Annotated in this window: 22 protein-coding genes and 1 tRNA gene; 10 read left to right on the top strand and 13 right to left on the bottom strand. The window is 71.9% G+C overall.

Annotated elements, in window-relative coordinates; genetic code table 11:
- Nucleotides 1-47 precede the first annotated feature (47 nt).
- Complete coding sequence (locus M2283_RS02305; protein WP_280874218.1) at nucleotides 48-491, top strand: MarR family winged helix-turn-helix transcriptional regulator; 444 nt, start codon at nucleotides 48-50, stop codon at nucleotides 489-491.
- A 111-nt stretch (nucleotides 492-602) separates the two neighbouring features.
- A tRNA-Leu gene (locus M2283_RS02300) sits at nucleotides 603-687 on the top strand.
- Nucleotides 688-997: 310 nt separating this feature from the next.
- Here M2283_RS02300 and M2283_RS02295 read toward each other — a convergent pair.
- Together M2283_RS02295 and M2283_RS02290 are read right to left on the bottom strand one after the other, a co-directional pair.
- Nucleotides 998-2,302, bottom strand: coding sequence for a recombinase family protein (locus M2283_RS02295; RefSeq protein WP_280874217.1), 1,305 nt, complete (start codon nucleotides 2,300-2,302; stop codon nucleotides 998-1,000).
- 633 nt (nucleotides 2,303-2,935) lie between these two features.
- Complete coding sequence (locus M2283_RS02290; protein WP_280874216.1) at nucleotides 2,936-4,075, bottom strand: aromatic ring-hydroxylating oxygenase subunit alpha; 1,140 nt, start codon at nucleotides 4,073-4,075, stop codon at nucleotides 2,936-2,938.
- A gap of 165 nt (nucleotides 4,076-4,240) precedes the next feature.
- Here M2283_RS02290 and M2283_RS02285 point away from each other — a divergent pair, with 165 nt between their 5' ends.
- From M2283_RS02285 to M2283_RS02260, 6 genes are all read left to right on the top strand, one after another.
- Nucleotides 4,241-4,954 carry a methyltransferase domain-containing protein gene (locus tag M2283_RS02285; RefSeq protein WP_280874215.1) on the top strand — a complete coding sequence of 238 codons (714 nt, stop codon included), beginning with the start codon at nucleotides 4,241-4,243 and terminating at the stop codon, nucleotides 4,952-4,954.
- 76 nt (nucleotides 4,955-5,030) lie between these two features.
- Nucleotides 5,031-6,194 (top strand): nucleotide disphospho-sugar-binding domain-containing protein, encoded by a 1,164-nt coding sequence (locus M2283_RS02280; protein WP_280874214.1) that lies wholly within the window; start codon nucleotides 5,031-5,033, stop codon nucleotides 6,192-6,194.
- Between the two features lie 34 nt (nucleotides 6,195-6,228).
- Nucleotides 6,229-7,026 carry a phytanoyl-CoA dioxygenase family protein gene (locus tag M2283_RS02275; RefSeq protein WP_280874213.1) on the top strand — a complete coding sequence of 266 codons (798 nt, stop codon included), beginning with the start codon at nucleotides 6,229-6,231 and terminating at the stop codon, nucleotides 7,024-7,026.
- Nucleotides 7,023-8,006 carry a hypothetical protein gene (locus tag M2283_RS02270; protein WP_280874212.1) on the top strand — a complete coding sequence of 328 codons (984 nt, stop codon included), beginning with the start codon at nucleotides 7,023-7,025 and terminating at the stop codon, nucleotides 8,004-8,006. Before M2283_RS02275 ends, M2283_RS02270 begins: the two co-directional genes overlap by 4 nt.
- A complete protein-coding gene (locus M2283_RS02265) occupies nucleotides 8,003-9,292 on the top strand; it encodes an activator-dependent family glycosyltransferase (protein ID WP_280874211.1) in 1,290 nt (429 codons plus the stop codon). The genes M2283_RS02270 and M2283_RS02265 overlap by 4 nt, the downstream gene beginning before the upstream one ends.
- Nucleotides 9,289-10,257 carry an SRPBCC family protein gene (locus M2283_RS02260; protein ID WP_280874210.1) on the top strand — a complete coding sequence of 323 codons (969 nt, stop codon included), beginning with the start codon at nucleotides 9,289-9,291 and terminating at the stop codon, nucleotides 10,255-10,257. The genes M2283_RS02265 and M2283_RS02260 overlap by 4 nt, the downstream gene beginning before the upstream one ends.
- A gap of 10 nt (nucleotides 10,258-10,267) precedes the next feature.
- On the opposite strand, the gene M2283_RS02255 is transcribed toward M2283_RS02260, so the two are convergent.
- On the bottom strand, nucleotides 10,268-10,570 hold the full coding sequence (locus tag M2283_RS02255) for a muconolactone Delta-isomerase family protein (RefSeq protein ID WP_280874209.1): 303 nt from the start codon (nucleotides 10,568-10,570) through the stop codon (nucleotides 10,268-10,270).
- A gap of 142 nt (nucleotides 10,571-10,712) precedes the next feature.
- Between M2283_RS02255 and rfbD the strand changes: the two genes are divergently transcribed.
- Nucleotides 10,713-11,603: a dTDP-4-dehydrorhamnose reductase gene (gene rfbD / locus M2283_RS02250; protein ID WP_280874208.1), complete on the top strand. Its 891-nt coding sequence runs from the start codon at nucleotides 10,713-10,715 to the stop codon at nucleotides 11,601-11,603.
- Here the strand turns inward: rfbD and M2283_RS02245 are convergent.
- From M2283_RS02245 to M2283_RS02215, 7 genes are all read right to left on the bottom strand, one after another.
- Complete coding sequence (locus M2283_RS02245; RefSeq protein WP_280874207.1) at nucleotides 11,596-12,897, bottom strand: activator-dependent family glycosyltransferase; 1,302 nt, start codon at nucleotides 12,895-12,897, stop codon at nucleotides 11,596-11,598. The two genes, rfbD and M2283_RS02245, sit on opposite strands and share 8 nt — an antisense overlap.
- 78 nt (nucleotides 12,898-12,975) lie before the next feature.
- On the bottom strand, nucleotides 12,976-13,413 hold the full coding sequence (locus M2283_RS02240) for a MarR family winged helix-turn-helix transcriptional regulator (protein WP_280874206.1): 438 nt from the start codon (nucleotides 13,411-13,413) through the stop codon (nucleotides 12,976-12,978).
- 53 nt (nucleotides 13,414-13,466) lie between these two features.
- A complete protein-coding gene (locus tag M2283_RS02235) occupies nucleotides 13,467-14,780 on the bottom strand; it encodes an activator-dependent family glycosyltransferase (protein ID WP_280874205.1) in 1,314 nt (437 codons plus the stop codon).
- A 40-nt stretch (nucleotides 14,781-14,820) separates the two neighbouring features.
- A complete protein-coding gene (locus tag M2283_RS02230) occupies nucleotides 14,821-15,615 on the bottom strand; it encodes an SDR family NAD(P)-dependent oxidoreductase (RefSeq protein ID WP_280874204.1) in 795 nt (264 codons plus the stop codon).
- A 206-nt stretch (nucleotides 15,616-15,821) separates the two neighbouring features.
- Nucleotides 15,822-17,045: a nucleotide disphospho-sugar-binding domain-containing protein gene (locus tag M2283_RS02225; protein WP_280874203.1), complete on the bottom strand. Its 1,224-nt coding sequence runs from the start codon at nucleotides 17,043-17,045 to the stop codon at nucleotides 15,822-15,824.
- Between the two features lie 17 nt (nucleotides 17,046-17,062).
- Nucleotides 17,063-18,247, bottom strand: coding sequence for a class I SAM-dependent methyltransferase (locus M2283_RS02220; RefSeq protein WP_280874202.1), 1,185 nt, complete (start codon nucleotides 18,245-18,247; stop codon nucleotides 17,063-17,065).
- Between the two features lie 114 nt (nucleotides 18,248-18,361).
- Nucleotides 18,362-19,180 carry an NAD(P)H-binding protein gene (locus M2283_RS02215; protein WP_280874201.1) on the bottom strand — a complete coding sequence of 273 codons (819 nt, stop codon included), beginning with the start codon at nucleotides 19,178-19,180 and terminating at the stop codon, nucleotides 18,362-18,364.
- Nucleotides 19,181-19,388: 208 nt separating this feature from the next.
- On the opposite strand from M2283_RS02215, the gene fabG reads away from it, so the two are divergent.
- Nucleotides 19,389-20,180, top strand: coding sequence for a 3-oxoacyl-ACP reductase FabG (gene fabG, locus M2283_RS02210; protein ID WP_280874200.1), 792 nt, complete (start codon nucleotides 19,389-19,391; stop codon nucleotides 20,178-20,180).
- 59 nt (nucleotides 20,181-20,239) lie between these two features.
- On the opposite strand, the gene M2283_RS02205 is transcribed toward fabG, so the two are convergent.
- The 3 genes from M2283_RS02205 to M2283_RS02195 form a co-directional block, all read right to left on the bottom strand.
- Nucleotides 20,240-20,923: a DsbA family protein gene (locus M2283_RS02205; protein WP_280874199.1), complete on the bottom strand. Its 684-nt coding sequence runs from the start codon at nucleotides 20,921-20,923 to the stop codon at nucleotides 20,240-20,242.
- A 64-nt stretch (nucleotides 20,924-20,987) separates the two neighbouring features.
- Entirely contained in the window at nucleotides 20,988-21,761 is a 774-nt protein-coding gene (locus M2283_RS02200) for an ABC transporter permease (protein ID WP_280874198.1), read from the bottom strand.
- Entirely contained in the window at nucleotides 21,758-22,753 is a 996-nt protein-coding gene (locus M2283_RS02195) for an ATP-binding cassette domain-containing protein (RefSeq protein WP_280874197.1), read from the bottom strand. The genes M2283_RS02200 and M2283_RS02195 overlap by 4 nt, the downstream gene beginning before the upstream one ends.
- Between the last annotated feature and the right edge of the window lie 251 nt (nucleotides 22,754-23,004).

Raw genomic sequence — 23,004 nt, 5'->3', positions numbered from 1 at the left:
GGAGTGCTGACGATCAGCCGGGAGTACGGCGCGGATACAGTCGGCGTATGGCTATTGAGGCGAGACCCGCACCCCTCGAATCCCGGCTCGGATACCTCCTCAAGCACGCGCAGGCCAGGTTCGCCCGGACGTCCGCCGAGGCGCTGGCCCCGCACGGGGTGGACGGGCACGAGCTGGCCGTGCTGGTGGTGCTCTCCGGCGACGAGCCGCTCTCCCAGGTCGAGGCGGCCGGACGGCTCGGCGTCGACCGCACCACGATGGTGTCCCTGATCGACGGCCTGGAGGACCACGGCCTGGTGGAGCGCCGGCGCAGTCAGCGGGACCGGCGCAAGAACATCGTCGAGCTGACCTCCGACGGAACGGAGTGCCTGCGGCAGGCGGAGAAGGCGCGTCGAGCCGCCGAGGCCAGGTTCCTCGCGCCACTGGGGGAGGAGACGGCGGCCGTGCTGGTCCGGGCCCTGCAGACGCTGGTGGCGGAGGACCAGGCGTAGCCGCCGTGCCTTCGTCCGGGGGCGGATATGCAGGTGAAAGGCACCCCGAAACCTTGGTATTGTTGTGCGTGTCGCCGCGGGGAACATCCCCGGCCAGGCGGCAGACACCTGGTCCGGGTGGCGGAATGGCAGACGCGCTAGCTTGAGGTGCTAGTGCCCTTTAACGGGCGTGGGGGTTCAAGTCCCCCCTCGGACACACCATTGCCCCTTGAGCTCCGTTTTGCGGGCAGGGCAGACTGGCACCCGCCTCCGGCTTCCGGCCGGGCGCGGGTGTTTTGTCGTTTCGGCAGCTTTCTGACTTCCTCCTTCTCTGCGCTTGTGCATGCGCGTGTGGGCCGTGGTGCCTGTCAGCCGATGGCGATCCTTTCTCCTCGTGGGGTGTCTGCGGTCAGGGTCCGGGGGGTCGGGTCGAAGGTCAGGGAGATCGATTCGGTGCGGAGGTACTCGACGGCGGCCGTCGGTGACGGTGGGGCTGCCGGTCCGTTCAGGTTGGCCTCGGCCTGGTGTTAGGTGAGGCGGATGAGGAGTGCGGGCAGGTGGGGCAGGATGTGGTCTTCGCGGACGTAGGCGTTGGGTGTCCGGCGGGGGATAGGTGGCGTGGCGCTGGAGTGGCCGTGCCGGCATCGGTAGGCGGGTCGGTGGGACCAGTGGGATTCCATCCGGCGCCCGCACACGCCGCAGCGCAGTAGTCCCGCCAGTGCGTAGATCCGTCTGGCTGTTGTCTGCCGGTCGGCGCGGATGTGTTGGACGGTGATGAAGTCGGCTTCGCCGACCAGCGCTGGGTGGGCCGGTTTCGTCGAGATGACCCAGTCGGTAGGGGTGTTCCAGCGCACGATGTCGCGGTGGCCGAGGCTGGTGTTGGCGGGGTCGATGAGGTCGTGGTCGGTGCGTTGCCGGTTCCAGACCTGGTGGCCGGTGTAGCGGGGGTTGGCCAGGATCGTGCGCACCGTGGTGAGGATCCACCGTTGGTTGGTGGGGTGGGGGTTGCGGCTTGGGTCGGCTGCGGAGGGGCTGGGGATGCCGGCGTCGTTGAGGGCGCGGGTGATGCGGGCGACGCTGTGCCGGGCGAGGCGTTGGGCGAAGATCCAGCACACGACGGGCCCGCACTCCGGATCGACGTCCAAGCGCTGGATGCGGACGCCGCGGCGGGCGAAGGCGCAGTTGGGGTGCGGCCCCGCGTCGACCAGTCGGTAGCCGTATGGAGGCCGACCGCCGAGGTAGCGGCCCTGGTCGCGGGTCTGCACGGTCATCGCGCTGCGTACCCGGATACGGGCGCGGGCGATCTCCCGTTTGGACAGGATGCCGAGGAGGATCATGAGTTCCTCCTGGCCGGCGATCTGCGGGTCGACAGCGCCGCCCAGCTCGGGCACCCACATTTCCACTCTGTAGTGCTCGAAGAGTGGGGCCATGGTGGCGAACTGGTTGCCGTAGAAGGCGCGTTCGCTGGAGCCGATGATGACCGCGTCGAAGTCCCGGTCCGGATCGGCCATCGCGGCGAGTAGCGCGGCTGCCTGCGGTCGGCGGGCCCAGGGCAGGGTCCGGCTGCGGCCGACGTCGAAGTACTGGGCCACGATCCGTCCGTGTCCGGAGGCCAGTGCCTGGGCGCCCAGCAGTTGCCAGGCACGTGATGTGGCTGGGTCCTGGTGGTCCTCGGTGGAGACCCGTCCGTAGAACGCAAACCGCAGGCCACTGCTGTCCGGACAGTCAGTGGGGACAGAGTGCAGGCTGGAAGTGTGGGCCCACAGCGTCAGGAGCCCGCGGTCCGCCGACGAGTCCGGTGATTCTCGGGCTACAGCGTTGTGTGCTGCCACGTTCGACGCCTCCTGTCGGTCGTCGAGCTACCCCGCACCGAGGAGATGCCCGCAGGGGCGTCACCGTGCGCGAAGGACGGGGACGGTTGACCCGAAGGAGTGAAGATCGGAACGCCCGACGGTCACGGACCGACCATGAGGTGCTCAGGCCTCTATGCGGTCCGCGCAGAGACCGAGAAAGTCCATGCTCTGGATCCGGTCCGTGTGAGTACGGTTCACGGTGTCGAGCTGGCGCTCTTCTGGATGATGTGTGAGGTGTGCGACTGGTCAGGGGATCTGATGCGCAGTTCGGCTGAGGAGCCCAGCGATCGCACCGTGGCCCCCAAGCGGGGATTCTCGAGTTCATGCCGGGAGCGCCGGCGGTTTCTTCCCCTGCTGGTGGTACTGGTCGCACGCGCCGGTGACCTGTACAAACGCTTGACTGTAGGAGGAGTGATCGAACTCTGGCCCGCGTATGGTCCGGATCTTGGTCAGAAGTAGACCAAGGCCAGAATTAGCCGTGGGCGTTGTGAGCTGAGGCGCGGTCCGTGAAGCCGGTGGGACGAAGAGATCTACTTGGAGTTGTATACCCCTGGAGTGCTAACCCGGGACGACACGAACACGTATCCCGCTGGTCCCCTGTCTCCCTGAGGATCAGAGCTCACCGGGCCATTCGGCGTCCTCGCGGAGCAGGGCGCGGGCCAGGCCCCGGTAGAAGAGCAGGACGCCGGGTTCCTTGGGGGAGAGATGGCCCCGCTCGGCGAAGCGGGAGACGGCACCCCGCTGGACCTCCTCAAGACCCCGCTGGTCCTCCCCGTTGATCAGGGCTGCGTACGCCTCGGCCTCCTTGCGGACGGCCTCACGGTCCTGACCCTCGATCATGGCGGCCGGCATGAGCACGCCGCCCCGGACCAGGGTGCGGTCGATGGCCGACGGGATCAGGCTGAGCCAGATGACCATGTCGCCGGACGCGGCGAGGCTGCCGGAGGGGAAGACGAAGAAGCCGTACAGGTGGGACCGTTCCTCCTCGGTCAGGTCAAGGACCACTGGTTCCAGCGGGGTCGCGTACCGGACCCGCATGCTGTCGGCCCACGGCGAGTCCGCGCGGACCCGTGTCTCCGCGCCGCCGGGCGTGGTCGGTTGCAGGGTCTCCGGGTGGAGGCCCATGACGTGGTAGTTCTCGTGTGCGTTCTCGACCGCGATCTTCCAGTTGCAGTGCCACTCCTCGGTCCAGCCGGCGACCTGAGTCAGTTCCGACAGCCGGTAGTTGGTGAGGTTCTCGTCGATCCGCCGCAGATGCGGGCCGAGGGGCTCGACCGAGGTGTCCAGATTGACGAAGACGAAGCCTCGCCACTCCTCCACCGCGAACCGCGGCAGTCGGCACGCGGACGGATCGAACGCCGGATTGCGCTTCATGTGGGTGGCGCCGATCAGCTGCCCGTCCAGGCCGTAACGCCACAGGTGGTACGGGCAGGTGAACACGTCGGTCCGGCCGGCGCCCTCCTCCACCACCGGCATCAACCGGTGCCGGCACACCGGCGAGAGACCGCGCAGCGTGCCGCCCTCGTCCCGGACCACCACCACCGGCTCGCCCGCCACCGACAACGCCACGTACGACCCGGTCTCCGCGAGCTCGTCCGCGTGCGCAACCAGGATCCAGGATCGTCCGAACACCCGCTCCCGCTCGATCTCCCACAGTTCCGGCGAGGTGAACGCGGCCGGTGGCAGGCTCAACTCCGCCGCGTCCGGCCCCAGATACCGCTCCAACTCCGCCACGATCTCCTCGGTGTCCACCTCGGTCCTCCCTCGCTCCGGTTCGGTCCGGCCCGGATTCGCCCCGGTCCGGCCGAGGGTGGCCGCGCGCACTGGTGAAACGGTCGCCGCCCGATGGACGCGGCGCCGGCGCCCGCTCCACCCGGCGTAGGCGATTCCTCAAGGTCGCCCTCCGACGATCCGTCCATGTACGGCGCTGACCTCACCGAGATCCACGACCTGATCCACGAGAGCCGCGGCAAGGACTACGGGGCCGAGGCCCGCGAACTCACCGGGCGCGTACGCCGGTTGCGGCCCGACGCGCGTTCCCTGCTCGACGTGGCGTGCGGCACGGGTGCCCATCTGCGGCACTTCGCCGGGCTCTTCGACCGCGTCGAGGGGCTGGAGCTGTCCGAGCCGATGGTCCGCGCCGCGCGTCGCGCGCTGCCGGACGTCCCCGTCCACGTCGGCGACATGCGCACCTTCGGCCTCGACGCCCGCTTCGACGTGGTGACCTGCATGTTCGGGTCCATCGGCTACGCGACCGACGAGGCCGAACTCCACGCAACCCTGGCCGCCTTCGCCCGGCATCTGAACCCCGGGGGAGTAGCGGCCGTCGACCCCTGGTGGTTTCCCGAGACCTACCTCGACGGCCATGTCTCGGCGGACGTAACCACGGCGGCGGGCCGGACCGTGGCCCGGGTCTCCCACTCCGCCCGCGAAGGGCCCGCATGCCGGATGGACGTGCACTACGTGGTGGCCGACGCCCACGCTGGGGCCAGGCACTTCACCGAGTCCCACCGGATCTCCCTGTTCGGCAGGGCGACGTACGAGACCGCCTTCCGAGCCGCCGGACTCGGCGTGGAGTACATCCCGGGCCTGCACTCGCGCCGGGGCCTCTTCCTCGGGCTCGCCCCGTGAGGCCGGCACCGCGGCGACGGCCGGCACGCTCGCGCCGACCGGCGTTCGACACCGCCCGACAACTCACCGACGTCCCATGGCTGGAGGCAGTATGCGCGTCCTGTTCGTGACCTCTCCGGGCCTCGGCCACCTCTTCCCGACCATTCCCCTCGCCCAGGCGTTCCGCGCGGCGGGCCACCGGGTCCGGTACGCCACCGGAGGGCTCAGCCTGGCCGCCGCCGAGGCCGGGTTCGACGTCGTGGACGTCACCCCCGGCCTGGACTACCTGCCCGTCTACCTCCCCCAGGAGCCCGAGGCTGACGGTCCGGGCGACCACCCGATGTTCGCCGAGGACCCCGAGGACGCCGAACTGGCCACGCTCTTCGCCAGGGTCTCCGGCGTCATGGTGGACGGCGTCCTCGCGGCAGCCCGGGACTGGCCCCCGGACCTAGTGGTCGCCCCGCCCCTCCAGGCCGCAGGCCGGCTCGTGGCCGCCGCGTCACGCACGTCCCTGATCGAACCGCGCCTGGGCTCGTACGACAGCGGGGCCCGCCTGAAGAGCCTGCTCCGGGCCGGCATGGAACCCCACTGGGCCCGCTGCGGTGTCACCGGCGAACCCCCGCGGACGATTCCCCTCACGACGCTCCCGCCGAGTCTCACCGACCTGCTCCCCGAGGATCGCCGCACCCCCGACGCCCGGCCCCTGCGGTACGTGCCCTACAACGGCGGGGCCGTGCTGCCGGACTGGCTGTCGGAGCCTCCCCGGCTGCCGCGCATCGCCGTCACCCTCGGCACCATCGAGGCCCAGTGGGGCGGCATCGCGATCCTCGGCCCGCTGATGGAGGCGGCCCGCGGCTTCGACGCCGAGTTCGTGGTCACCCTCGGCGGCGGCGACCCCGCACTGCTGGGAGAGGTCCCGCCCAATGTCCGGCTGGTCGACTGGGCACCGCTGGATCTGCTCCTTGACACCTGCGCCGCGGTCGTCCACCACGGCGGCAGCGGGACCATGCTGACCGCCGCCGCGGCCGGCCTCCCGCAGTGCGTCATCCCGCGCGGCTCCTACCAGCAGACGGGCGCCGACCTGCTGCCCGCGCGCGGCATCGGCATCGTGGCCGACTTCGAGACCCTCGGCGCGGCCGAGTGCCGGACCCTCCTCAAGGACGCGGGCCTGCGGGAGAACGCCCGACGGGTCCAGGCCGAAATGCTCGCGATGCCCGCCCCGGCCGAGACGGTCGGCCGACTCGTCGAATCCATCGGATGAACGCCCGCCCACCCCAACGAGGAAAGACGATCACATGCTGACAACCGCCGATCTGACGGAGACCGGCCGTCCCACCGAGGAGATCCTCCGCCGCTTCCAAGAGCAGGGGTTCGTCCATCTCCGGTCGGTGCTCTCCGCCGACGAGGTGGCCGGCTTCCGGGCCGCCGCCGAAGAACTCCTGGCCGGTGAGGGTCCGGAGATCTGGGGCGCCTCCGAGGAGGAGACCCAGGTCCACTACGTGGAGGCGGCCTGGCGCAAGCACCCCGCCCTGCGCGAGCTGGCCCTGCACCCGGTGGTCACCCGCGTCGCCGAACGACTGGCCGGCGGAACCCTGCGCCTCTACGGCACCGACGTGCTCAAGAAGGACCCGCACATCCATCTCCCCACCGTCGTGCACGACGACGAGCCGGGCCTGCCCCTGGCCGGCCTGACCCGGACGCTGACGGCGTGGGTCCCCCTGGTGGACGTACCCGCCGACCGGGGCTGTCTGATCTACGTTCCCGGTTCGCACCGACGCTCCCTGGAGCACCGGCAGGTCCATCTGGCCGGTTTCCAGGATTACCGGCCGATGGAGGAGGTCTGGCCGGAGTTCCCGTTCCGCCCCCGGGTGGCCGTTCCGATGCGAGCCGGCGACGTGGTCTTCCACGACTTCCGCACCGTGCACATGGCGGGCGTCAACACCGACGGGGAACGCCGACTCGCCTTCGCCTCCGTCTACATGGACTCCGACGCCACCTACCGTCCCGGAGTGCAGGACCACCCGGTGGCCCACCTGACACCGGGCGCTCCCGTCGACGGCGACCGGTTCCCCCTGATCGCCGCCGCCCCGTGACCACGGCCCTCGCGGAGCTGGGCGAACGACTGCAGCGCGAGCACGGGACGCTGTGGCTGCACCGGCTCAAGGGCGACCCCTACGCCGCTCTGCTCTGCGACGTCGACGAGGACCCGGGGCCGCTGCGCGAACTCGTCCGGGCCGCCGGGCCGTTGTGGCGCTCCGCTGCCGGGTCCTGGGTCACGGCCGACCCGGCCACGGCCGCCGCCCTGCTCGCCCACCCCGCGATCGAGCACGTCCCGACCCTGCCGGGAGAGGCACCTGTGACGGCCGTGGACGTGCCGGACCTCGAGCCCCTGTGCGCCCGGGTGCTCGACGCGGCGGGGCCGGAGTTCGACCTCGTCACCGAGGTGGCCGAGCCGCTGGCGGCGGGCGCGCTCGCCGTGGTCTGCGGGATCCCCGCGGCCGAACACGGCAGGTTCACCGAGGCCGTCACGGCCTGCGGGATCGCCCAGGACGCGGTGGTGTGCCCCCAACGGCTCGACGCCACCCGGCAGATGCGCGGATCCCTCGACTCGCTACGGTCCCTCCCCGACACCGTCCCGGGCCCGGCGACCGTCGTGACCGCCGCCCGCACCGGCGCCGACCTCGTGGCCCGAACTGTCCTGAGGGCGCGCCTCCCCGTCCGGGCCGATGAGATCGGGCCGACCGTCGAGGCAGCCCTGCGCGCCGAACCGCCCACGTGGATCGCCCCGTTGGAGGCCCGCGCCGATCTGGAACTCGCCGGCGCCCGGATCGCCACCGGCGAACGGCTCGCGGTGCTCCTCCAGGGCGGCCCCGGACCGGCGGAGGTCCCCGCCCACCGCGTACTCGCCCCCCTGTACCGCGCCCTGGCCGAGTCCCTCCTCACCGCCCTGGCGGACCGCTGCACCGACGTACGACCCACCGCCCCCCTGGTGCGTCGGCCCAGGGCACCGCTGACCCGAGGTCCGGCGCGTGCGCCCATGGCCGCCGGGACGACGAGCGGAGGCGCGCGATGAGAGTCCTGTTCACCTCGCTGGAGGGCAGCCACTTCCAGCTGCTCGCCCCGCTTGCCTGGGCGCTGCGCACCGCGGGGCACGAGGTGCGGGCCGTCTGTGTCCCTGGTGTGGTGGAGACCGTCACCCGGGCCGGTATCACCGCGGTGCCGATCGAGAGCCCGTCCTGGTACGAGGGACTGGAGGAGTTCCACAAGGAGGCCATCGCCCACTTCGGTACCGCCGACCAGGACCGGGACCCGGACCGCGAGGAGACCTGGGAGGAGCAGCTCGGCTACGAGAGCGTCATCGTCCCCGCCCTCAACTCCCGGCTGAACTCGGACCAGGTGATCGACGAGATGGTGGCCTTCGCCCGGCACTGGCGGCCCGACCTGGTCGTCTGGGAGACGCTGTGCCTCGCCGGTCCGATCGCGGCGCTCACCGTGGGCGCGGCCCACGCCCGCCTGGTCTCCGGACCCGAACTGGCCATGCAACTGGGCACCCGGCGGGCGTTTCGCCGGCTGGCCGCCGAGCAGCCGCCGGAGCACCGCGAGGACCCGACGGCGGAGTGGCTGAACTGGACACTGGAACGCCTGGGCGCCCGGGCGCGGTTCGACGAGTCGACGCTCACCGGCCAGTGGCTCGTCGACACCCGCCCGGCGAGCCTGCGCGAGGACCTCGGCCTGCCCGTCGTACCGGCCCGCTACATCCCGTACAACGGGAGGGCCGTCGTGCCCCGTTGGCTGCGCGAGCCGCCCACCCGGCCCCGGGTCTGCCTCACCCTGGGCGTGAGCATCGACAGCGGCTACGGGCTCTGGGACCTCGACGCGATCCTCGCCGGCATGCTGGGCGCGCTGGCCGACGCGGACGTGGAGGTCGTCGCCGCCCTCTCCGAGCGTCAGCGCGCCCACCTGCCACCGCTGCCGGACACCGTCCGGGTGGTGGACCACGTCCCGATGCACGACCTGCTGCCGACCTGCGCGGCGGTCGTGCACCACGGCGGCTACCAGACCAAGGCCACGGCGGAGTTCCACGGCGTCCCCCAGCTCCTGCTCACGGGGTGGGAGTGGGTCACCGAGTCCATGGGCACGGCCTACGAGAAGCAGGGCAACCTATTGGCGCTCCCGCTCCGCGAGTTCACCGCCGACCGCTTCCGCCGGGCGATCGCGCGCGTCCTTGAGGCCCCGTCCTTCCAGGAGCACGCACAGCGGCTGCGGTGGGAGATCGCCGGGATGCCGACACCCAACGAGGCCGTGGCCGAGATCGAACGGCTGACGCGCCGGCACGGAAAGGAACGGCGAGCATCATGACGCACACGGAGATCGTGGCGGAGCTGGGTCGGTACCTGGAGGCGGACGCCCCGGAGATGAGCCTTCCCCCCGCCGCCTTCACTTCACCGGAACTGTGGGAGACGGAACGGGAACGGGTCTTCGGCCGGTCCTGGGTGCTGGCGGCCCACGTCGAGGAGCTGGCCGCGCCGGGCGCGTCCGTGACCGTCTCGCCCACCGGCGAGCCCCTCACGGTGGTCCGGGACACGGACGGTGCGCTGCGCGCGCGGTCCGCGCTCGGCCCGCACCGCCCGGCACCGGCGGTCGAGGAGTGGCGGGGGTTCGCCTTCGTCAACCGCGACGCGTCCGCCGAACCGCTGGCCCCGCACCTGCGGCGGATCGGCGTGGAACTCGACGCCTACCGGCTGCCGGAGATGACACCGCTCGCCGCGTGGCGCGAGGAATGGCGGTGCAACTGGAAGATCGCGGTCCAGAACGCCCACGAGAACTACCACGCGATGGGGCTTCATCCCACGACGGTGGCGCTCATCACCCCGCCCGGCGGAGCCATGGAGGTGCGCGCGGAATCCCGCTGGGTGACCCGACTGCTCAGCCCGTTCCGCGAGCCGCTCGCGGCCACCGCGCTGCCGCTCACCGCCGAACAGCGCGCCACCATGTACAACTGCGCCGTCTTCCCCTCCGGGAGCCTCGCGGCCTTCGGCGACTCGGTCGTCTGGATCAGCATGATCCCGCTGGCCATCGACCGCATCGAGGTCCGCGGCGGAGTGCTCGTGCACCCGAGCGCGCTCGAAGGGCAGGACCGCGACGCGCTCCGCGTACAGAACGAGGAGAGCGCCGCGGTGGTCAACCGGGAGGACCGGCTCGGCATGGAGGCCGTCCAACGGGTGGTCGGCTCCCGCTTCGCCGAGCGCGGTCACCTCTCCCCGAAGGAACCCGGGGTGATGGCCTTCTACCGCGGCCTCGCCCGGGCGGTGCTGACCGACTGACGGCGTCGGCTCAACCCGCCTGCTTCTCGAAGGCCGTCGGGTCGAAACCGCCGACCTCGGCCAGCGGGATCACCTCGAAGCGCAGATGCGGGCTCAGCGGATTCCCGTACAACAGGGTGTTCAGTTCCTCGTGCGAGTCGACCTCGTAGATCAGCAGGCCGCCCGCGGCGCCGACCCGGATCCAGTTGTGCCGGATGACTCCCTTGTCCACCAACTCCCTGACGTACGCGAAGCCTTCGGGCAGTCGTCGGCGGAACTCCTCGGCGGGGATTCCGGTGGGGGACTGGGTGGCGAGGACGGCGAACAGCGCCATCGTTCCTCCAACGCTCGGGGTCTCGGCGCCCGAGTCTGGGGCGCCTCGGTCGGCGACCCGTCGACGACGGATCGAGCCGACGACCGGCCGCCACCAGGAGACCTCGTCGGATGCTCGAACCGGCTCGGGCAGGGTCGTGCCCGTGAATCTCCCGGCTCCTGACGACCGACCTGCCGACGCGACGAGGTGGTTGGTCACCGGTGCGGGCGGGTTGCTCGGCCGTGCGGTGACGGCGGCCCTGGCGGCCGACGGCGCGGACGCGGTCGGCCTGGACCGGCACACCCTGGACGTCACCGCCCCCGACGCGCTGGCCGCGGCCTTCACCCGGCACCGCCCCGACGTGGTGGTCAACTGCGCCGCCTACACGGACGTGGAGGCGGCTGAGACCGAGCAGGAACTGGCCTTCCTCCTCAACGCGGAAGCCCCCCGGCACCTGGCCGCCCGCTGCGCCCACCAGGGCACCCGCCTGCTGCACCTCTCCACGGACTACGTCTTCCCGGGCGACGCCGGCTCCCCGTACCCCGAGGACCATCCCACGGGCCCCCGCAACGCCTACGGCCGGAGCAAGTCAGCCGGTGAACGGGCCGTCCTCGACCTGTTGCCGGACCGGGGGACCGTGGTCCGCACGGCCTGGCTGTACGGCGAACACGGCCGCAGCTTCGTGTGCACCATGCGCGAACGGGCGCGCGGCCGGGGCCCCGTGGACGTGGTGGCCGACCAGGTGGGGCAGCCGACCTGGGCGGCGGATGTGGCACGACTCCTGCTCGCCTTGGGGCGCACCCCGCAGGCGCACGGGGTCTTCCACGCGACCAACGCGGGCCGGGCCACCTGGTATGAACTGGCCCGTGAGGTCTTCCGGTTGGTGGGCGCAGACCCCGACAGGGTGCGACCTGTCCCGGGCGCGGCCTTCGGCGGCCGAGCTCCCCGGCCCCGGTACACCGTGCTCGGGCACGGCCGTTGGCGCGAGTTGGGCATCCCGGAGCCCCGGCCCTGGCGCGAGGCCCTGGCCGAGGCAATGGGGCGGATCAGCTGACCTGCCGATGGCGAGCGGTTAACTCCTCCAGTACGGGGACCAGTTCGCCGGGGGAGGGCGTGGCCCGGATCTCCGCCCGCAAGCGCGCCGCGCTTCGTGCGAACGAGGGCTCGTCCAGGACGCGTGCCACCAGCTCGCGCAACTCCGCCGGAGCCAGGGGGCCCGGTCCGGCCGGACGCAGCCCCGCACCCGACCGCACGATGAGTTCCGCCCGGGGATGGATGTCCCAGAGGTCGTTGGGGATGATCACCTGGGGGACACCGTGCACCAGCGCGTTCTGCGCGGTGCCGTATCCGCCCTGGTGCACGATGGCGGAGCAGGAGGGCAACAGCGCGTCCAGCGGTACGAAGTCCACCACCCGCACGTTGTCGGGGACCCGGCCGACCTCGGCCAACTGCCCCGCGTCCAGAGTCGCCACGACCTCCGCGTCCAGCTCGCCCAGCGCCTCCAGGAGGGCCGGGACGGACGCCTGGTCACCGCCCATCACCTCGCGGAAGGAGAGACCGAGGGTGAGACAGACACGGCGCCGGGCGGGCGGTTCGCGCAGCCAACTCGGTACCACGGACGGTCCGTTGTAGGGGATGTGCCGGACGGAGAGCCACGGCAGTTCCGTGGGCGGCCGCAACGAGGCGGGGGTGGGGTCGATGGTCCACTGGCCGGTCACCAGCTCCTCGTCGAAGGCGCCGCCGTGACGGGCCGAGGTCCACTCCAGCCACTCGGCGAGGGGATCCTCGCGCAGTTCCCGGGGCCGGGCGGCGAGCGAGGCCGTGTGCCGCTCCCGCATCGCGCCCACCAGGTCGAGGCCGTAGAGCAGGCGGGCGTGGGCCGCCCCACAGGCCCGGGCGGCGACGGCTCCGCCCATCATCAGGGTGTCCCAGACGACCAGGTCGGGGCGCCACCGCCGGGCCAGGGCCACCAGGTCGTCCACGGTCTCCTCGTCCGTGAAGTTCTGGAAGATGGCCGAGGTCATCACTGTGAACAGGCCGTCCAGGAAGTCGGGGGTCAGCCGCTCCGGCCGGTGTTCCGCCATGCGCATCAGTTCCTGCGCGTCCGGCGGCTCCGTCAGGCGCTCGGCCGCCTTCTCCTGCCGGCGCCGCAGCTTCTCGACGGACTCGTCCTGGGCGAGCCGGGGGCCCACCGGGGTCGCGGGCAGCCCGGCCCCGGTGATGGCGTCCACCAGATCGGGCTGACTGGCGACGCGCACCGAGTGTCCGGCGGCACGCAGGGCCCAGGCCAACGGCACCTGGACGTGGAGGTGGGGTGAGGCGGCCAGGGTCACGAACAGCACACGCATGGCGGTGACTTTAGGGACGGGATCTCGATCCGGCCTCGACTCCCGGTGGTCGTAGGGCCGTTGACCGTCGAGCCGGTGTCAGCGGCCGGGCAGCCACGCCTCGTCGTCGGTCGCGTGCGCCAGGACGCGCTGCAGGAGCCGGCGCAGGGTCTCGGCCTCCTCCGGCGTGAGGTCCCCGAGCAGCTCCGTCTCCACCTGCTCCAGCGGACCGTCGATCCGGGTCAGCAGATAGCGCGCGGTGTCGGTGATCTCCAGTCGGCGCGAGCGGTCGTCGGCGCCGGGGCGCCGGCGGACATGTCCCGCCTCGACCAGCTCGCTGACCAACTGGTGCACCGACTGGCGGGCGATGCCGAGTTGGCGGGCCAGTTCCGCCATGGTCAGCTCGGGTTCGAGCGAGAGCTGGGTGAGCAGCCCGTACTGACGCACCGTCAGATCGTAGTCGTGCAACCGCTCGTCCACCCGGCGGGCGGCCACCGTGCTCGCCACGGCCAGGAGATAGGGGATGTGGGTCCTCAAGACGGGTTCACCTCGACCGCGGGAAGAACGTGTTGTCTCGACCCGACGGTATGTCATGATCCCCCGCGCCGGGCGGCCGAGCGGTGCGCGGCCGTCAGCCGCTCCAGGGTCGGGACCAGCTCGCCCGGCGTCGGCGTGGCGAGCATCTCGGCGCGCACGCGGGCCGCGTTGCGGGCGAAGGAACCGTCCTCCAACACCCGTGTGACCATCGCCCGCAGCCGGGCCGCCGTGAGCTGCTCCGGCGGACAGGTCAGGGCGATCCCGGCCGCCCGGGCGCGCTCGGCCCGGGGTGTGTTGCACCACATGCGGGCCGGGACCACGATCTGGGGCACGCCGTGGGCCAGTGCGGTCAGGAAGGTGCCGGCTCCGCCGTGGTGGATGATCGCTCCGCAGCTCGGCAGCAGCTCGTTGAGCGGTACGAAGTCGACGGCCCGCACGTTCGGCGGCAGCGGGCCCAGCGCGGCGAGTTGCTCGGCGTTGAGTGTGGCCACCACCTCCACGTCCAGATCGGCCACGGCCGCGAGCAGTTCGCCGACGGAGGCCTGGTCCTCGCCGACCACCTCACGGAAGGAGACGCCGAGGGTCAGGCAGATCCGCCGCCGCTGCGGCGGGTCGTCCAGGTCGGCGGGTACGGTCGCGGGGCCGTTGTACGGCACGTAGCGGACCGGGACCCGGGGGTGGGCGAGCGGCAGGGAGAGCGAGGTGGGGACGGGGTCGATGGTCCACTGGCCCAGCACCAACTCCTCGTCAAAGCCGAGGTCTTGGCTGTGGCCGTGTCGCTCCAGGACGTGCCCCAGCCACTCCTCCAGCGGGTCGTCGCGCAGCTCCGCCGGCAGCCGGTCCAGGATGGCCCGGTAGCGCTCGCGCAGCAGACCGACCAGGTCGAGGCCGAACATCAGCCGGGCGTGCGCGGCACCGCAGGCACGGGCGGCGACCGGACCGGCGTACGTCATCGTGTCCCAGACGACCAGGTCCGGGCGCCAGTCCGCGGCGAATTCGACCAGGTCGTCGATCATCCGGTCGGGCACCGTGTTGCGGTGCACCAGCGGCGTCCACGTGGCGAAGACCCCGTGCAGATACTCGGGGGTGAGCCGCTCGGGGCGGATCTCGCCGGGGTCGAGCACCCGCAGCCAGGCGTCGTCGCGCAGTTCGTCGACCAGGTGCGCGTCGTCCGGGTTCATCTTGGCCGCGACGTGCAGCGGGTCGCCGACCGGCACCGCCGTGAGCCCGGCCCGGGTGATGTCCTCGACCGCGTCCGGCTGGGTCGCGACGCGCACCTCGTGTCCGGCGACGCGCAGCGCCCAGGCGAGCGGGACCTGGGCGGCGACGTGGGTGGCGGCGGCGAAGGGCTGGAACAGGACACGCATCAAGGCTCCTCGGGGCGTTTGGGCCGGGTCGCGGGACGGATCAGGTGAGGGAGAGCCCGCCGTCGACCGCCACCACGATGCCGTTGGCGTAGGCGGCCTCGGGGCGGGTGAGCTGGGTGATCCACCAGGCCATCTCCTCGGGGCGGCCGGTCCGCCCGCTCGGCGTCCGGCCGGCGATCTCCTTGAGGAAGCCCGCGTAGCCCGGGTCGGGGCCATCCTCCCCGGGACCGCCGGAGATGTCCGTCACCCCGGGGGCCAGCCCGACCACCCGGATGCCGCGCGGGGCCAACTCGACGGCCCAGGTCCGGGTGAGGAAGTCCAGCGCGGCCTTGGCGGCGCCGTAGAGCCCGTTGTCCGGCCAGGACCGCAGGCCCAGAGCTCCGGACGAGCCGATGTTCAGCACGGTGCCGGACCGTTCCGCCAGGGGTTCGAGGGCGGCCCGGGTGAGCAGGACGGGGGCCAACAGGTTGGTGCGGAGCTGCCGTTCGGCCTCCGCCCGGTCCAGCGCGGCCAGTGGCCGGTAGCCCATCGCGGCCGCGTTGTTCACCAGGACGTCGAGTCGGCCCAGGGCGCTCAGGGCCGCCTCGACGATCCGGTCCGGCGCGTCCGGCTCCGTGACGTCGGCGACCAGGACGCGGATGCCGGGGTGCCCCTCGGCGGTCGCGGCCAGCGTGGACGCGGTGCGTCCGACGACGAGCACGTGGTCTCCTTGCCGGGCGAAGGCGTGGGCCGTGGCCCGTCCGATGCCGGTGCCGCCGCCGGTGATGACGATCCCGCGCGCGGCGCCGGCCTCGGCCCGGCCCGTACGGTCGATTTCTTCGGTTCGCGTGGTCATGCCGGGCAGGATCCGGGGCGCCCCTCGCACAGGACTCGACCCTCGCGCACCGAGCCCTGCCAGGGGCTTGGCGCCAGAGTTCCGGTCCGGCGAGGAGTGCGGCCGGTGTCGGGTGTTTCGGTGGTCTGGGTGCGGAGGCGTGTGGTCGGGGTGGGGGCGAGTTGTCGATCGGCTGGTCGACCTCCGGTCCCGTCGAGGCCCCGCCCTCAGTCGGCGGTGGCCAGGGCCTCCAGTCGATCGACGAGTGCGGCCGGTGTCGGTGTCTCCGCGATCTCGGTGCGGAGGCGTGCGGCCGAGGACGTGTGGGTGCTGTCGTCGAGCAGCCGCTCGACCCCGGCCCGGATCGCCGTCTCGTCCGCGAGATGTCCGGGGACATGGAGGGCGGCCCCGGTGGCGGCCACCCGCTCGCCGGTGATCTGTTGCTCAGAGGCGAAGGTCGCGATGAACTGCGGCACCCCCGCCCACATCGCCGTCAGGGAGCTGCCGCTGCCGCCGTGGTGCACCACGGCGGCACAGCCCGGCAACACGGCCGCGAGCGGCAGATGCTCGGCCACCCGGACCCGGGCGGGCACCGCGCCGAGCGCGGCCACGTCCCGCGCGGTGGCGGTGAGGACCACCTCGCAGTCCAGGCCGTCGAGGGCGGCGACGATCCGGGGGAGCAGATAGGAGTCGGGACCGGAGACCGTGGACAGGGCGGTGGACCAGGTGACGACGACCCGGGGACCCTCCGGCGGCCGAGCCGTCCACGCGGGGGCGGGCCCGCCCCCGTTGTAGGGGACATAGCGGACGGGCAGCCGCTCGGCCTCGACCGGGACCTTCAGCGACGGCGGGTTGGGGTCCACCACGCGCTCGATCATCGTGAGATCGAACGTGCCCAGGCCGTACCGGGTGAACGAGCCGCTGTGATCCGTGGGCACGATCCGCATGTGCTCCGGATCGTGCGGGCTCGCCGGCCCCCAAAGGCACAGCGCCGAGGGGATCTTGAGCACCTTGGCCGCCAGTAGACCCTCCAGGCTCCCGGGGTCGTGCAGGACCAGATCCGGCTGCCACTCCCGGGCGTGCGCCACGGCCGCGTCGAAACTCCGGGCGGCCGACTCCGCCAGCTCCGGCGCGATCACGGTATCGAAGTGCCCGGCGTCGAACGCGTCGAGACGCTCGATCCGTTCGCCGGTCAGTGGGTGCGGCGGAAGCCACGGATACGGCCAGACGCCGGTCACCGCCTCCGCGTGGTACTGCAGCCGCAGCCGCAGCACCTCCTCCATTCCCGCCAGGACCGGGACGGGCACCAGGCCGGCCCGGCCGACCGCCGCCGACTGCGAGGGGGCGCACAGCACCCGTACCTCGTGGCCGGCCGCCTGGAACGCCCACCCCAGGGGCACCATGGCCGCGTACTGCGTGGGCCAGGAGGACACGGTGAACAGAACGCGCATGGTCGAATCCCTGTCTCTCACTTGGCGCCGAGGGCGGTCCACACATCGGCGTCCATCCACCCGGGCAGGGTGTCCTCGCCGTTGGTCCCCTTCTCCACGAACACGATGTTGTGGTACGCGTGCACCCCGGTGACCGTGCTCTGCGTCGGGGTGGGCCGGGTGACGGACGGCTCCCGGTGCTCCCGGTGGTGCAGATCGTCGATCAGCCCCTTGACCAGCCCGAGCGAGGTGTCGGGCCCGGCGACCCCGCCCGTACTGCCGCCGAAGTCGGGGAAGTAGGCGGTCTGGAGGTCCTCGATCACATAGAGGCCGCCCGGGCGCACATACGGGAAGAGAGTGCGGAACGAGGTGCGGACGTGCTCGTTCATATGGCTGCCGTCGTCGATGACGAGGTCGAACGGGCCGTGCTCGCGGGCCATCACGGTCAGGTACTCAGGGTCGTTCTGGTCGCCTACCAGCGCCGTCAGCCGGGGTTCCGTGAGCGCCGTCTTGTCGTAGAGGTCGAGACCGAAGACGGTGCCCCGGGGGAAGTAGCGCTTCCACATCTTCAGCGAGGAGCCGCCGAGGTCGTCGTCGAACCCGCCGATCCCGATCTCCAGCACCCGCACCTGCCGGTCCCGGTAGGGGGCGAAGTGACGCTCGTAGTGGGCCGTGTACCAGTGGAAGCTCGCCCACTTGTCGGAGCCGTACCGGATCGAGAGCTCGCCCAGGTCGGGGGAGCGGCTCGTACATCCGGCCATCAGGGTGGCGGTGGCCTGGGCCGCCGCGCGCAGCACCGTGTTCATCTCGGCGAGGAGCTCCGACACCTGCCCGGGATCATCGGGCGTGGGCACGAAGGTGTTCTCGAAGTCGCCGGTGCGCGGGGTGTCCGCCGGCCCGAAGAGCCGGCGGACCAGTCCCGCGGCGGTGAACGCCACCCGGGAGCGCACCCGCGCGGAGTCGTCCTCGACCATCGCGATCGGCTCGTCGCGCACCATGCGCAGCGCGACGGTGTACCGCTCCCCGCTGTGGGTGACGTCCAGGGCCACGTGGACCGGGGCGGTGTTGGCCGGCTCCGGGCATCGGAACAGCACCTCCTCGATGAGGACGCGCGCCACCTCGGCCAGACCGACGTCCTTGAGCAGGGCGTCGATCTCGTCGTCGGTGCTGGTGCCGGCCCTGATCAGTCGTCGGATCAGTGCGTTCTGTGCGGTGTCCACCATGACGGCGCATCCCATCGGTCCGCGGAGCAGGTCCCGAACACCGTCGGCGGATCACCTGGAGACCGGCTCAACCGACGCTGAACACCGGACGAGACGGCGTCGTCGCGGTGTCCCTCAGAAGTCCGCGCGGTGGTCGGCCACCCACTGGGCGAAGGTACGGCCGGGCCGCCCCGTGACCCGCTCGGCGGTCGGCCCCACCGGCACGTCGACCGGGTCCTGGAGGAGCCAGTCCACCGCCTCCACCGGCATGCCCTGCCCCAGCCACAGCGCGCGGGCCTCGTCCACCGTCAGTTCCTCGAAGCGGACCGCGCGGCCGAGGACCTCGCCCAGCACACGCACCTGTTCGTGCTTGGTCAGCGATTCCGGCCCGGCGAAGGAGAACGCCTTTCCGACATGCCGCTCCTCCAGCAGCGCGGCCACCGCCACATCGGCGATGTCCGCCTCGTGCACGGGCGTACTGCGGACCGCGCCGAAGGGGGCCCGGACCGCGTTCTCGGCCCGGATCGTGGGGGCCCACCAGCTCAGCAGGTTGGCCATGAACTCGCCGGACCTGATGTGTGTCCACTCCAGCCCGGACGCCTCCACAGCCCGTTCCACCGCGGTGTGGTGGTCGCCGCTGTAGTCCCCGTCCGCGTACTCGGCCGACACCGAGGAGAGCACGACGATCCGCCGCACCCCGGCCTTCACCGCCCGTTCGGTGAACCCCTCCGCGGTACCGGGCAGCGGGAAGAGATACGCCTTGTCGACGCCGGCGAGGGCCGCGTCCAGGCTCGCCGCGTCGGCCAGGTCGCCGCGCACCACGTCTACCTCCGCGGGCAGTGCGGCACTCCGCGGCGACCGGGTCATCGCCCGCACCCGCTCGCCGGCCCGCAGCAGTCCCGCCACCACGTGCCGGCCCACGTTCCCCGTGGCACCCGTCACCAAAACGGTCATCGCTTCTTCTCCTTCGTCCGTCATACGGCCACCGCCGCGCGCTGTGCCGCTGAACTGTCGTGCGGCGGGCACGGACCCGCCGACCTTTCCGGGCCGTCCTCTCGGACGGCTCGAACCGCCCTGAACCCGGCGTCCAGCACCTGTCGAGCGCTCGTTGCCACCCTCGGGCCGCACAGCGACATCCGAAGTCACGAGTCCGGGAGGGACCATGACCGGCACGGAAGCGGAAGCACGGCTCGCCGTCGTCACCGGCGCCACCAGCGGGATCGGCCTCGCCGTGGCCCGATCGCTGGGCCGCGGCGGACTGCGGGTCTTTCTCTGTGCCCGCGACACCGACGCGGTCGCCGAGACCGTCAAACTCCTGCGGGAGGAGGGCGTGGACGCCGAGGGACAGGCCTGCGACGTGCGGTCCACCGAGCAGGTGGACGCCTTCGTGCGGGCCGCCGTCGACGCGTCCGGCCCGATCGACGTCCTCGTGAACAACGCGGGGCGCAACGGAGGAGGTCCCACCGGCGAGTTGACGGACGAGCTGTGGCTCGATGTCCTCGACACCAATCTGACCAGCGTGTTCCGGGTGACCCGGGCCGCTCTGACCACCGGGGGCATGCTGGACCGCGGCCGGGGACGGATCATCAACATCGCCTCCACCGGCGGCAAACAGGGTGTCGTGCTCGGCGCCCCGTACTCGGCCTCCAAGCACGGAGTGGTCGGCTTCACCAAGGCGCTGGGCCTGGAGCTGGCCAAGACCGGCATCACCGTCAACGCGGTCTGCCCCGGATACGTGGAGACGCCCATGGCGGAGCGGGTCCGCGCGGGGTACGCGACGGTGTGGGACACCACCCCCGAGGCGGTGCGCGAACGGTTCGAGGCGAAGATCCCGCTGGGCCGGTACACCACCCCCGAAGAGGTCGCGGGCCTGGTCGGCTATCTGACCACCGACACGGCCGCGCCCATCACCGCCCAGGCACTCAACGTCTGTGGCGGCCTCGGCAACTACTGACCCCGGAGGACACTCAGGCGGCCCCCGCAGGCCCCAGCAGCCCGCCCGCGCGGTCTCGGTCATGTCGCGCTGTCCAGCGCGAGGACGTCTGGGTCCGGGTCGGCGGGCGTCCCCTTGAGCTCGTGGAAACCGGGGGTACCGGCCACCAGCAGCGTCCCGTCCCACAGCCGGCCGGCTGCCTCACCGCTCGGCACACGGGAGAGGACCGGCCCGAAGAAGGCCACCGGCGCGCGGTCCGGTTCCGCCGGGTCCCCGGTGGCGACCACCGGGGTGCCGGTGCGCGGGCCGAGCAGCCCGACGGCCCCGGTGTGCGAGGCCCGCAGCTCTTCGTCGTACGCGGTGGAGGTGCCGGCCGCCACCAGGGAGATGGGCAGTTCGGCATCGGCCAGGGCGACGGCCGGGTCGTTGATCCACCGCGTGCCCTCGTCCCCGTTGGGGCGGTCGGCCCACAGAGCGGCGTGGAAGCGGGCCAGGGCGTCCTGCCCGTGGTGGCGCAGAACAGCCGTGGCGATCCGCACCGGCACCATGAGGTACCCCTCGGGATCGCCCTCGGGATCGTCGTCCCGGTCCTCGTTGAGGAGCGTCAGGCTCATCAGGTGCCACCGCAGGTCCAACGGGCGTACCCGGGCCGCCTCGGTCAGCCAGCGGCAGGTCAGCCACGTGTAGGGACAGGCGGGGTCGAACCAGACGTCCACGGCGCGGCGGTCGGCAGGCCGCGCGCCCGGAACGGCTTCGGAGGTCACTGAAGCTCCTTCGGATCGGGGGGAGTCGTGGCCGGCAGGCGGCCGGGGTGGCACAACAGGCGCGTCACACGGAGGCGTTGCGCATGCCGCGGATGCCGGCCGCGACCCCCAGTACGGCGACGGCCGCGGCCGCGAGGACGCCGTACAGCACGTTCATCTCGCCGAACCGGCCGTCGAACAGGGCGCGTTCGGCCTCGACCACATAGGTCACCGGGTTGATCCGGCTGAGGACGTACAGCCAGCCCGGTGCCGAGTCCTGGGTGATGGGCAGCAGGACGCCGGAGAGCAGCAGCAACGGGAAGAAGATCACCTGCTGAACCCCGTAGAAGAGGGTCTGCTGTTTGCGGGAGTGGAGGGCCAGGGTGAAGGAGAGGGCGCCGATGCCGATGCCGAAGACGGTCAGCAGGGCCAGGCCCGCGAGGGCGCCGAGCGGGCGCAGCCGGAAGTCGGTGGGCAGCAGGAGGATGAGGATCAGCAGGGCCTGGGTCAGCAGGACCACGACCTCCTTCAACGCCCGGCCGACAAGCATCGCGGCCCGGTTGAGCGGCGTGACCAGCATCCGCTCGAAGGTGCCCGAGGACATCTCGTTGAGCAGGGAGGCGCCGGCCCCGGCGGTGGAGGAGAGGCCCAGCAGGACGAGCATGCCGGGCACGAACCACTGCCAGGGGGAGCCCGGGTCCGTACCGCCGCCGCCCTTGCCCATGCTCGGGAGCAGGGGCGCGAAGAGCGCGAGGAAGAGGAACGGCAGCATCATCGTGAAGAGGAGGCCGGCGGGCTGACGGAGTTCGGGCGCCAGTTCGCGGGCGAACGCGGTCCGGGTGTCGGTGATCACCTTCATGCTCGGGCTCCGTCCGGTGTCGTGGTCGGGGCGTCCGCGTCCGCGTTCTCCCGCAGGGTGCGGCCGGTCAGCGTGAGGAAAACGTCGTCGAGGGTGGGGCGGGCGACGCGTGCGGTGAGCGCCTGTACGCCGGTCGCCTCCAAGTTCCGCAACAGGATGGGGAGTTGGGTCTCGCCGTGCGGGGTACGTACCCGTACCTCGGTCTCCTCGACGGTCACCTCGCGGACGGTGGACAGGGCCCGGGCGACCTCGGCGGCCCGGTCCGCGTCGGTGGGTCCCGCGGTCCCCAGGGTGATGAGATCGCCGGCCAGGTCCGCCTTGAGCTGCTCCGGGGATCCGTCGGCGATCACCCGGCCGTGGTCGACCACCATGACCCGTTCCGCCCAGAGGTCGGCCTCCTCCAGGTAGTGCGTGGTGAAGACGACCGTGGTGCCGAGGTCCTTGTGGAGCCGCAGCACGTGCTTCCAGATGTTGGCGCGGCTCTGCGGATCGAGGCCGGTGGTGGGCTCGTCGAGGAAGAGCAGTCCGGGTTCGTGGACCAGGGCCATGGCGATGTCCAGGCGGCGGCGCTGGCCACCGGAGAGGGTGCCCACCGTGCGCTTGGCCAGGTCCGCCAGTTCGAGCGCGGCGAGCAGACGCTCGGCCCGGGCACACGCGTCGGCACGGCTGAGGCCGTACGCCCGGCCCTGGGTGACCAGTTCGTCGGTGACCTGGAAGTTGGCGCCGGCGCTGTTGCCCTGGCCGAGGTAGCCGATGCGGCGGCGGACCCCGGCGGGGTCGGTCACGACGTCGTGGCCGGCGACGGTCGCGGTACCGGAGGACGGGGGGAGCAGGGTGGTCAGCATGCGCAGACTGGTGCTCTTCCCGGCGCCGTTCGGCCCGAGGAAGGCGACCACCGAACCGGCATCGATCTCGAGGTCCAGGCCGCGCACGGCATCGACGGTGTCTCCCTTGACGCGGAAGCTGCGGGTGAGCCCGCGGGTATGGATCATGGGGTCTCCGTACGGGTTCGTGGAGGGGCACGGGGCCACGGAGAGCACGGTCCGCGCGGGATCGGTCGGCTCGGCCCCGCGCAGCCTGATGGAGAGTCAGATGCTCTCGGCTCTTGACTTCTGAGAGCTTAGAGACGTTAATGACGTCTTTGTCAGTACACCTGACAGTCCCGATCGTCTCTTCGAACCGCCCTGCCGGCACGACGACATGGACCGGAAGGGAAGTGCCGAGCCGTCGTCGAGTCACCGAC

Source organism: Streptomyces pseudovenezuelae, from assembly GCF_029892565.1.
In the GTDB taxonomy this organism is placed as follows: domain Bacteria; phylum Actinomycetota; class Actinomycetes; order Streptomycetales; family Streptomycetaceae; genus Streptomyces; species Streptomyces pseudovenezuelae_A.
The sequence above is the reverse complement of the archived record's forward strand: the minus strand, read 5'-3'. Positions and strand labels throughout refer to the sequence as shown.

What these genes read in the sequence shown, in the direction of transcription:
- M2283_RS02220 (WP_280874202.1), bottom strand. Translation starts at nt 18,247, where the DNA reads ATGGTGGACACCGCACAGAACGCACTGATCCGACGACTGATCAGGGCC.
- M2283_RS02265 (WP_280874211.1), top strand. Translation starts at nt 8,003, where the DNA reads ATGAGAGTCCTGTTCACCTCGCTGGAGGGCAGCCACTTCCAGCTGCTC.
- M2283_RS02225 (WP_280874203.1), bottom strand. Translation starts at nt 17,045, where the DNA reads ATGCGCGTTCTGTTCACCGTGTCCTCCTGGCCCACGCAGTACGCGGCC.
- M2283_RS02280 (WP_280874214.1), top strand. Translation starts at nt 5,031, where the DNA reads ATGGCTGGAGGCAGTATGCGCGTCCTGTTCGTGACCTCTCCGGGCCTC.
- M2283_RS02285 (WP_280874215.1), top strand. Translation starts at nt 4,241, where the DNA reads ATGTACGGCGCTGACCTCACCGAGATCCACGACCTGATCCACGAGAGC.
- M2283_RS02245 (WP_280874207.1), bottom strand. Translation starts at nt 12,897, where the DNA reads ATGCGTGTGCTGTTCGTGACCCTGGCCGCCTCACCCCACCTCCACGTC.
- fabG (WP_280874200.1), top strand. Translation starts at nt 19,389, where the DNA reads ATGACCGGCACGGAAGCGGAAGCACGGCTCGCCGTCGTCACCGGCGCC.
- M2283_RS02200 (WP_280874198.1), bottom strand. Translation starts at nt 21,761, where the DNA reads ATGAAGGTGATCACCGACACCCGGACCGCGTTCGCCCGCGAACTGGCG.
- M2283_RS02260 (WP_280874210.1), top strand. Translation starts at nt 9,289, where the DNA reads ATGACGCACACGGAGATCGTGGCGGAGCTGGGTCGGTACCTGGAGGCG.
- M2283_RS02305 (WP_280874218.1), top strand. Translation starts at nt 48, where the DNA reads ATGGCTATTGAGGCGAGACCCGCACCCCTCGAATCCCGGCTCGGATAC.
- M2283_RS02235 (WP_280874205.1), bottom strand. Translation starts at nt 14,780, where the DNA reads ATGCGTGTCCTGTTCCAGCCCTTCGCCGCCGCCACCCACGTCGCCGCC.
- M2283_RS02255 (WP_280874209.1), bottom strand. Translation starts at nt 10,570, where the DNA reads ATGGCGCTGTTCGCCGTCCTCGCCACCCAGTCCCCCACCGGAATCCCC.
- M2283_RS02215 (WP_280874201.1), bottom strand. Translation starts at nt 19,180, where the DNA reads ATGACCGTTTTGGTGACGGGTGCCACGGGGAACGTGGGCCGGCACGTG.
- M2283_RS02195 (WP_280874197.1), bottom strand. Translation starts at nt 22,753, where the DNA reads ATGATCCATACCCGCGGGCTCACCCGCAGCTTCCGCGTCAAGGGAGAC.
- M2283_RS02230 (WP_280874204.1), bottom strand. Translation starts at nt 15,615, where the DNA reads ATGACCACGCGAACCGAAGAAATCGACCGTACGGGCCGGGCCGAGGCC.
- M2283_RS02275 (WP_280874213.1), top strand. Translation starts at nt 6,229, where the DNA reads ATGCTGACAACCGCCGATCTGACGGAGACCGGCCGTCCCACCGAGGAG.